Annotated in this window: 9 protein-coding genes; 5 read left to right on the top strand and 4 right to left on the bottom strand. The window is 68.7% G+C overall.

Annotation, left to right across the window (positions count from 1 at the left end; translation table 11 throughout):
* Positions 1-4: 4 nt before the first annotated feature.
* The 5 genes from ACZY0Y_RS19255 to ACZY0Y_RS19235 all read left to right on the top strand — a co-directional run bounded on the left by ACZY0Y_RS19255 (position 5) and on the right by ACZY0Y_RS19235 (position 5,687).
* Positions 5-1,429 (top strand): dihydrolipoyl dehydrogenase family protein, encoded by a 1,425-nt coding sequence (locus ACZY0Y_RS19255; protein WP_463959853.1) that lies wholly within the window; start codon positions 5-7, stop codon positions 1,427-1,429.
* 183 nt (positions 1,430-1,612) lie between these two features.
* Positions 1,613-2,326: an ABC transporter ATP-binding protein gene (locus tag ACZY0Y_RS19250; protein ID WP_463959852.1), complete on the top strand. Its 714-nt coding sequence runs from the start codon at positions 1,613-1,615 to the stop codon at positions 2,324-2,326.
* Positions 2,323-4,371, top strand: a complete 2,049-nt coding sequence (locus ACZY0Y_RS19245; RefSeq protein ID WP_463959851.1) for a YhgE/Pip family protein — start codon at positions 2,323-2,325, stop codon at positions 4,369-4,371. Before ACZY0Y_RS19250 ends, ACZY0Y_RS19245 begins: the two co-directional genes overlap by 4 nt.
* Positions 4,368-5,000, top strand: coding sequence for a TetR/AcrR family transcriptional regulator (locus ACZY0Y_RS19240; RefSeq protein WP_463959850.1), 633 nt, complete (start codon positions 4,368-4,370; stop codon positions 4,998-5,000). The genes ACZY0Y_RS19245 and ACZY0Y_RS19240 overlap by 4 nt, the downstream gene beginning before the upstream one ends.
* Positions 5,001-5,024: 24 nt before the next feature.
* A complete protein-coding gene (locus ACZY0Y_RS19235) occupies positions 5,025-5,687 on the top strand; it encodes a hypothetical protein (RefSeq protein ID WP_463959849.1) in 663 nt (220 codons plus the stop codon).
* Here ACZY0Y_RS19235 and ACZY0Y_RS19230 read toward each other — a convergent pair.
* The 4 genes from ACZY0Y_RS19230 to ACZY0Y_RS19215 all read right to left on the bottom strand — a co-directional run bounded on the left by ACZY0Y_RS19230 (position 5,657) and on the right by ACZY0Y_RS19215 (position 8,130).
* Complete coding sequence (locus tag ACZY0Y_RS19230) at positions 5,657-6,598, bottom strand: EamA family transporter (RefSeq protein ID WP_463959848.1); 942 nt, start codon at positions 6,596-6,598, stop codon at positions 5,657-5,659. The genes ACZY0Y_RS19235 and ACZY0Y_RS19230 overlap by 31 nt on opposite strands.
* 78 nt (positions 6,599-6,676) lie before the next feature.
* Positions 6,677-7,255 (bottom strand): hypothetical protein, encoded by a 579-nt coding sequence (locus tag ACZY0Y_RS19225; RefSeq protein ID WP_463959847.1) that lies wholly within the window; start codon positions 7,253-7,255, stop codon positions 6,677-6,679.
* Positions 7,256-7,343: 88 nt separating this feature from the next.
* On the bottom strand, positions 7,344-7,871 hold the full coding sequence (locus tag ACZY0Y_RS19220; RefSeq protein WP_463885864.1) for a SixA phosphatase family protein: 528 nt from the start codon (positions 7,869-7,871) through the stop codon (positions 7,344-7,346).
* 55 nt (positions 7,872-7,926) lie between these two features.
* On the bottom strand, positions 7,927-8,130 hold the full coding sequence (locus tag ACZY0Y_RS19215; protein ID WP_024366200.1) for a dodecin family protein: 204 nt from the start codon (positions 8,128-8,130) through the stop codon (positions 7,927-7,929).
* Between the last annotated feature and the right edge of the window lie 335 nt (positions 8,131-8,465).

Here is an 8,465-nt window from a genome sequence, read left to right as displayed (position 1 = left end):
TTTCGTGGTTGTATACGCTGCCTCCGGAAGCGAGAACGGGGCACACCGCCCATCCCGGGGCGGGCTGACCACCGTGCTGATCGAGGCGGAGCTTGTCGGCGGTGAGTGCTCGTATTGGGCCTGTATGCCCTCCAAGGCGCTGCTGCGCCCGGGGACCGCCCTGCACGGCGCCCAGACAGTGCCCGGCGCCAAGGAAGCCGTCACCCGGACCCTGGACGCAGCCGCCGTCCTGAAGCGCCGCGACTATTTCACGTCCAACTGGCAGGACGACAGCCAGGTCAAGTGGGTCGAGGACACCGGGATCGAGCTGATCCGCGGCCACGGCTGGATCACCGGCCTCCGGACGGTCGAGGTCGCGGGGCTGGACGGCAACAGCTACGCACTCACGGCACGGCACGCCGTCGTGGTGGCCACCGGGTCCTCTCCCACCGTGCCGCCCATCGACGGGCTGTCCGACGTGGACTACTGGACCACAAGGGAAGCGACCTCCGCGCACGAGATCCCGGACCGACTGGCAGTCCTGGGCGGGGGCGTGGCCGGCACCGAACTAGCACAGGCCTTCGCCCGGCTGGACGCCAGGGTGACCCTGGTGGCCCGCGGCGGCCTGCTGGGCGCCTTCCCGGAGGAGGCGGGCACGCTGGTCGCCGCCGGGCTGCGGGCGGACGGCGTCGATCTCCACCTTCACACCGGAACCAGAAGCGTCCGCGAGAACGACGACGGCTCCCTCACCCTTGAGCTTGAGGGCGGCAGCACCGTGACGGCGGACAAAGTCCTGGTCACCACCGGCCGGCATCCCGCCCTGGAAGGTATCGGGCTGGAAAGCGTCGGCCTCGCCGCCGCGGACGGCCAGGAACTGCGGCTCAGCACCGACTCCACCGGCCTCGTTACCGGAGCCTCCGGGAACGACGTCGACCCCTGGCTGTACGCCGCGGGCGACGCCGCCGGGAAGGCCATGCTGACCCACCAGGGCAAGTACGGGGCCCGCGCGACGGGCGACGCCATCGCGGCCCGGGCCAGGGGCGAACTCAGCGGCCCGGCCACCCCCTGGAGCCGCTTTGCCCGGACCGCCGACGATTACGCGGTGCCCAACGTTGTATTCACCGATCCGGAACTGGCCAGTGTGGGCCGGACCGTGCGCCAGGCGGAGCGCGACGGACTCAGGGTGTCCTCCGTGCAACTGCCCATCCAGGTGGCCGGATCCTCGCTGCACTCCGAACGGTACGAGGGCTGGGCCCAGCTGGTGGTCGACGAGGACAGGAAGGTGCTGCTGGGCGCTACTTTTGCGGGCCCGGATGTGGCTGAGCTGCTGCACGCCGCCACGATCGCCGTCGTCGGCGAGGTCCCGCTGGACCGGCTCTGGCACGCCGTGCCGGCGTACCCCACGATCAGCGAGGTCTGGCTGCGGCTGCTCGAGGAGTACGGACTCTGAGCCGCCGAGGTGTGACTTCGCGCCCATGTTTTGGACAAACATCGGCGCCAAGTCTCACCTCGGCGGAACCGCCCGCGGACGGGACCCGGCCCGTCTGATTCATCACACCCAGTCCATTCTATTTGAACTGACCGGTCAGTTTAGTTAGCCTTGTCGTAGACATCCATCTGCGAAAGGCCACCCTTGCTCCGCGTGCAACAGCTCTCCGTGAACGGCAGACGGGACGAGCTGCTGCCGGCCACCTCCCTTCAGGTCCGGCGCGGTGAGCTCCTGCTGGTCTCCGGCAACCGCCAGGACCAGCGCACCGCCCTCGCACTGGCCCTGAGCGGACGGCTCAAACCCTCCGGCGGGCGCTTTGAATGGGACGGCTCGAAGTGGGACGGCAGCACCAGGATCAAGACCCTGCGGCAGGCGAGCGCCGTCGTGGATTCCCCGGGCGTGAACGAACCCGAGCAGCACCTGAGCGTCCGCGACCTCGTCACCGAGGACCTGGCCCTGGTCCCGCGCCGGTACCGGGGTTCGCTGCTCAGCAAGCCCTGGCTCAAAGTCAACCGCTTCGAGGACATCGCCGGGCTGTGGACCGAACAGCTTCCCGCCGCCCGACGGATCGAGCTGCTCACTGCCCTTGCCCTGGCGAACCCGCACACGGATCTGCTGGTGGTGGACTCCCCGGACCGCCACGGCGATCCGGCCGATTGGCTGCCGCGGCTGCAGGAACTGGCCTACGACGCCGGGCGCCCGCTCGCCGTCGTTGCCACCGTCCTGCACATCCCGGCCGACTGGACCGGCCCGGCCGCCGCGATCGGCACCGCGGGCCCTCCTCCCGAGGACGACGCAGACGCTGCCCCCGAACCCCTGGAAGCAACCAACACACCCGAAACTGAGGAAGAAAAGTGACTGTTCTGCGGCTGGCCCGCTCCGAACTCAAGCGCATGACCGGTGGCCTGCTGCCCAAGCTCACCATCCTGGCGCTGACCATGGTCCCGCTTCTCTACGGCGCCGTGTACCTCTACGCCAACTGGGATCCCTACGGAAAGCTGAACCAGATCGATGCCGCCCTCGTGGTCGAGGACACCGGTGCCACCTCCGCCGACGGCGCCCGGCTCGAGGCTGGCCGGAAGGTCGCCGACAGCCTCGTGGACGGGCACGTCTTTAACTGGCAGACGGTCTCCGACACCGAAGAAGCGGACCAGGGCGTGAGCACGGGCAAGTATGCCTTCGCCCTGAAGATCCCCAAGGACTTCTCGGCGAACCTCGTCTCCCCCGGCAGCTTCGACGCCGCCAACCGGGCCATGCTCAACGTCACCACCAATGATGCGAACAACTACCTGTTGAGCACCATTGTGGACAAGCTCACCACCGCTGTGCACACCACGGTGGCCACCGAGGTGGGTGAGGAGACCGCCAACCAGCTCCTCACCGGATTCGGGACCATCCACTCCCAGATGCTCAAGGCCTCCGACGGCGCCGGGCAACTCGCCGACGGGGTCGCCAGCCTCCACGACGGAACAGTCACCCTGCACCAGGGCACGGGCGATCTCAAGAACGGCGCCGCCGGGCTCTACAACGGCCAGGTCAAGCTCCGGGACGGTGCCACCGCCCTCAGCACGGGGGCAGCCCAGCTCAGCGGCGGACTGTCCCAGCTCAAGGATAAAACCGCCACTCTGCCTGCCGATTCCCGCGCACTGGCGGACGGCGCCGCGCAGGTGGCGGCCGGCAACGCCGCGCTCAACACCAAGGTGCAGGGCCTGGCCGGCCAGCTGGCGGCCTCCGAACAGGCGGCCGCCCAGGCACAGCGCAGCCGGGTGGTCGCGTCCAACAGCCGGCTCGTCGCCGCCGGGACCATCACCCCGGCCCAGGCGGACGCAATCCTGGCGGACTTCGACGCGAACGCAGCCCCGCCCGCAGCCCCGGGCCCGGCGGCCGCCCTGAAGTCCGCGGCAGGTCAGATCCAGCAACTGGCAGACGGTTCCGCTGCCGTCAGCGCAGGAGCGGCCAGGCTGGCGGAAGCCACCCCAGCCCTCGGCGGCGCCATCACCCGGGCGTCCACCGGCGCGGACCAGCTGGCCGGCGGCGCCGCCACGCTCGCCACCGGGCAGCAGAGCGCACTCGACGGCGCGGGGAAACTCTCCGAGGGCGCACAGAAACTCGACGACGGCGCGGCCCGGCTGGAAAGCGGGGCCGCTACGGCCTCCGAGGGCGCCGGAACCCTCGCCGCTGAACTCGCCAAGGGCGCCGGCCAGGTCCCGAACCCCGACGACACCCAGAAGGACAGCCTCGCCAAGGTAATGGCGGATCCGGTCGCCGTCAGCAACGTCTCGCAGGCCAAGGCCGGTTCGTACGGCGCAGGCCTGGCACCGTTCTTCCTCACCCTGGCCCTGTGGATCGGCGTCTTTATGCTGATCCAGGCGATGCGGCCCGTGACCCAGCGGGCACTGGCGTCGAACGCCCCGGCGTGGAAAATCGCCGTCGGCGGCTGGCTTCCATTCCTGGCCGTCTCGGCTGTCCAGGCGAGCCTGCTGACCCTTGTGGTCGACGTGGGGCTGGGCCTCAACCCTGCGCACCCCTGGCTGATGTGGTTCCTCATGCTGGCCGCGGCGATGGCATTCAGCGCGATCATCCAGGGCGTCGTCGCGCTGCTCGGTTCCCCCGGCAAGCTCGTGGTGCTCATCCTGCTGGTGCTGCAGCTCGTCTCCTCCGGGGGCACCTTCCCATGGCAGACAACGCCCCAGCCGCTCCACGTGGTGCATCAAATCCTGCCGATGGGGTACGTGGTCAACGGCATGCGGCACCTGATCTACGGCGCGGACCTGGCCGTCATCCTGCCCACAATGCTGGGCCTGCTTGGCTACACCTTACTGGGGACGGCCCTGTCCGCCCTGGCCGTCCGGAAGCATAAGTACTGGACCCTGAAGTCCCTGAAACCGGAGATCGCCGTATGAGCAGCCGCACGGACAGCAGCACGGCGGAAACCGCGAAGAAGCTCCGGCCGGCCCGCACCAACGCGACGAAGCAGAAGCTTTTCGAGGCCTCGATGGAACTGATCGGCGAACGCGGCGTGGCGGGCGTGACCGTCGACGAGATCGCGGCAGCTGCCGGGGTCTCCAAGGGCACGGTGTACTACAACTTCGGCAGCAAGTCGGACCTGATCGCCCAACTGCTGCACCACGGGGTGGACATCCTGCTGGCACGGCTGCTGAGCGTCCGGGACGATTCGGCGGACCCGCTCGCGGCGATGCACGAAATGATCGGGCAGGCCATGGACTTCATGGCCGAGTACCCGTCCTTTGCCCGGCTGTGGGTCAGTGAGAACTGGCGGACCCCCAGCGAGTGGCAGGACACCTTCACCGAGCTCCGCGGACGGCTGCTCACCGTCGTCGGGGCGGCGGTTGACGCGGTGGCTGCCGTTTACCCGGTGGATCCGGCCGTGTTCCGGGGCAGCCTGGAGACCGCCATCTTCGGGGCCTGCTTTGTGGTGGGACTGGACCGGAAGACCTACAACCCGGAGCGGACCCGCGAGCAAAGTGTTACGGCAATTATGGCGTCCATGCGCGGCTACGTCGTGAAATAGCCCCGCTCGGGGATGATTGGTCACATGGGCCACATGGGTAACAGCGGCAAGTTTGCCATCGGTGCGTTTCTCGCCGCGCTGGCGCTGCTGGCGCTGACCGGCATCACGCTGCACGAAACGGTGTTCCTGTGGTTCCTGGCAGCCTCAGCCGCAGCCTACGTGGCCTGCGTCTCCGAGGTGGTCATCCGCCGGCGGCACCGGACCCTGGCCGCCAGCGGGATCGGGAGCATCCTTTTTATCGCCTTCGGCATCTCGTTCCTGCGCCAGTGGGGTTTGGCCTTCAACGCCGACCCGGACGCGATGTCGGCCCGGGTGGATTCCGATCATCCGGACCTGTACTTTTACCTCGCCGCCGCCTGCGGCGCAGCCACCCTGCTGCTGCTCGTTGCCGGAACCGTCCTGCCGGGCAGGGGAAGGCGTCCGCGCGCCGCCGGCCGTGCTCCGCGGCGGCGCCCGGCATCTGCCGTGAGGGGCCCGGCACCCAAAGCGGCCGCCCGCCGCGCACCGTCCCGGACGGCTGCCCCGCGGCCGGTGCCGAGATCCGCGGCCGGCAGTCCGGCCGCCCCGCGGGCCGCAGGCCCGCGCACGGCAACATCGCGGACATCAGCCCGCCCCGCAGCCAAAACGGCCGGAGCGAAATCCCAACCGGCCAATACTCAGTCGGCCCGGACGTCGACCCGGCGCTGAGCGTCCGGGCGCACCACCCGCCGTCGAATATCCGGCCGGCGAAAAACCCAGGGGCGCAGCACCGCCGTCGCCACCCCCGCGAGCAACAGGAGCCCGCCGGTGACCTCGGCGGGCGTCGGCACCTCGCCCAGGACGAGCCACGCCGTCGTCATGCCGACCACCGGAACCAGCAGGGTAAACGGCACAACGGCGGAGGAGTGGTACAGCCCCAGCAGCCTGTTCCAGATTCCGTAACCCACCAGGGACCCGAAGATGGCCGTGTAGAGCGCACTGGCCAGGGTGACGGGCTGGACGTGAAGCAGGGCCTGCGATACCGCAGACGGGCCGTCCACCAGAAGGGACAGGCCCAGCAGGGGCAGCGGCACGACGGCCCCCGACCACACCACGAGCCCCAGCCCGGATGCCGCTTTCGCCTTCCGGGCGACGATGTTGCCGGCGGCCCAGGACAGCGCTGCGGCGAGCACGATCATGAGCGGCAGCACCGGCGCGACCAGGCTGCGGCCAACGGCCACAACAGCGAGGCCGGCCACGCCCAGCACCACGCCGGCGAACTGCCGCCGGCTCGGCCGCTCGCCGAGGAACCCGGCCGCCAGGAGCACCGTCAGGAGTACCTGCGCCTGCAGGACCAGCGATGCCAGGCCAGCGGGCATGCCGAGCGCCATGGCCAGGTACAGGAGGCCGAACTGTCCGGCGCTCATGAGCAGTCCGACGCCGATGATCGCATTCCAGCCCACATCCGGCTTCCGGATGAAGAAGATGCAGGGAAAAACCACCAGCGTGAACCGCATGGCCACGAACAGCAGCGGCGGCATCTCGGCGCCGTCCGGGTGCAGGCCGAGGTCGATCGCGACGAAGTTGACGCCCCAGAGCACAGCGACGAGCAGGGCCAGGGCGGAATGGCGAGTGTTCACACTGCCACTATGCCGGTTCCGGCCGGGCGCCGGCATAGGATCGGGCCAGCGCGCCGCAGTTGGCTGGTGCGTGAAGGGTCAGAGGTTCCGGGGATGATCGCTGCGGGGCTCATCGGTGCTGCCCTGCTCCGGGGGGACCTGGCTTGCGGGGGCCTGGCCGTGGTGAACCTGGCCTCCGGCCGGGTTGGCGGCCTGCTCGGCGGTGGAGGGGTTCCGGCCGCTGCGGTCGCGGCGCAGCTCTTCCGTGCCGGCGGCTTCCCGGGGCACCTCGTCCCCCTGGGCATCGCGTTCGGTGGTGACGACGTCGGGGTCCAGTACGTCCGCCTTCCGCAGCTGTTCCTGCGCGCCGGCGCGGACCTTCTCGGCCTCCTGCTGACGCGCAGCGGCTTCCTCCCGCAGCCGCTCGGCTTCGACTTCCGCCTCCTTGGCGTCGGCTTCGGCCCGGGCAGCCTGCGCCTCGCGCTCCCTGGCGCCGATCTCGTCGGTCTTGGCCTGTTCGCGCATTTCGACGGCCTTGCTGCGGTTTGCTTCCACCTTGCGCTTGCGGCTGAGCATGGTTGCCACGACGATGATCGCGAGCACCACAACGACGCCGATGATGATCCCAATGAGCTGTCCCGAATCCACGATGATTCCGCCTTTTCTCTCGATCGCCATACGTCCACGGGTAAACAGCATCAGTAAACCGCAGAATCGCCCGCATGACTATGCATCCGGAACTCGGGCAGGGAGCACTGCCGGGGCGTTATTTGGCCCGGGGGACCTTGAACTGCGTGAGCCGCGCGTCCTGGCCGTCGAGTTCGGCCCAGGACTTCTCCGTCTCCATGATGGTCAGCGCGCTGGTAGGGTACCGCGTGGCGGCGTCCATGTAGGCGTCGTGGTTGGAGTCGCGGGACGCAAGGTGCATGGCGAGGTCCTGGACCCCGGGCATGTGCGAAATCACCATAAGGGTGGTCACGGTGTCCGGGACGTGGTTGATGACCGTCAGCATCCGCTTCGCCGAAGCGGCGTACAGCCCGTCCTCAAGTTTCGGCGTCGGGGCTTTGTCGCCCAGTTCGCTGCAGACCCAGGTGCAGGTCTGCCGGGTGCGCAGGGCACTGGAGCACAGGATGAAGTCGGGAACCACACCGTGCTTCAGCAGCCATTTTCCGGCCTGGGGGGCATCACGGTGGCCGCGCTCTTCGAGCGGCCGGTCATGATCCGCGACGCCGCCGGGCCAGTCCGCCTTGGCATGCCGCATGATCACCAGCCGTTTGATGTGATGCGCGCTCATGGATCAATCCTAGTGCGGCGGATTCTCCGCGGGCGCGCATCCCCTCAGAGGCCGCTCAATCGTCCAGGACAAAGGTCACTTCAAGCACGACGTGCCAGGCAACAACGGCGCCGTCGCTGATTTCAACCTTCTGTTCCTTCACCCACGCCCCCGTGACATTGCGCAGGGTCTTGTTGGCCCGGTCGACGCCCTCCTTGATGGCGGCATCAAACGAGGTCTTGGAGTTCGCGCTCAGGGTAGTAATCCGTGCAACAGACATGTCTTCCTCCCAATAGTCGGCTCAACGCTAAAACCCTACGCCGCACCCGGCAAACGCAACAGAGTCCAACAGCCGCCCAACAGCCGCGAAGGCCAAGCCCGTCAGCCAGCAGCGAAAGGCGACATTCCCAGCAGGAAGGGAGCTACCCCGGATGCCCATCAAGCGCAGAGGGCGGCGTTTTGCGTAGTGCCGCATCGCCGACTGAGGAACGAAGGAGGTGTCTAAGCCTTGATCCACCGATCCGCCTGGGCTGATGATCTGGATCTGACTTTTGGCGGTTTTGCGGGCTGAGTGCGTGGTGGGGTGCCGGGCCTCGCTGCCCTTGGGTGTTCCAC

The organism is Pseudarthrobacter kochi (assembly GCF_055412805.1).
Note: the sequence above shows the minus strand (reverse complement) of the source record. Positions and strands in the feature narration are given on the sequence as shown.

Coding starts and splice junctions, on each gene's coding strand:
- ACZY0Y_RS19220 (WP_463885864.1), bottom strand. CDS start 7,871: ATGAGCGCGCATCACATCAAACGGCTGGTGATCATGCGGCATGCCAAG.
- ACZY0Y_RS19235 (WP_463959849.1), top strand. CDS start 5,025: ATGGGCCACATGGGTAACAGCGGCAAGTTTGCCATCGGTGCGTTTCTC.
- ACZY0Y_RS19225 (WP_463959847.1), bottom strand. CDS start 7,255: ATGGCGATCGAGAGAAAAGGCGGAATCATCGTGGATTCGGGACAGCTC.
- ACZY0Y_RS19240 (WP_463959850.1), top strand. CDS start 4,368: ATGAGCAGCCGCACGGACAGCAGCACGGCGGAAACCGCGAAGAAGCTC.
- ACZY0Y_RS19215 (WP_024366200.1), bottom strand. CDS start 8,130: ATGTCTGTTGCACGGATTACTACCCTGAGCGCGAACTCCAAGACCTCG.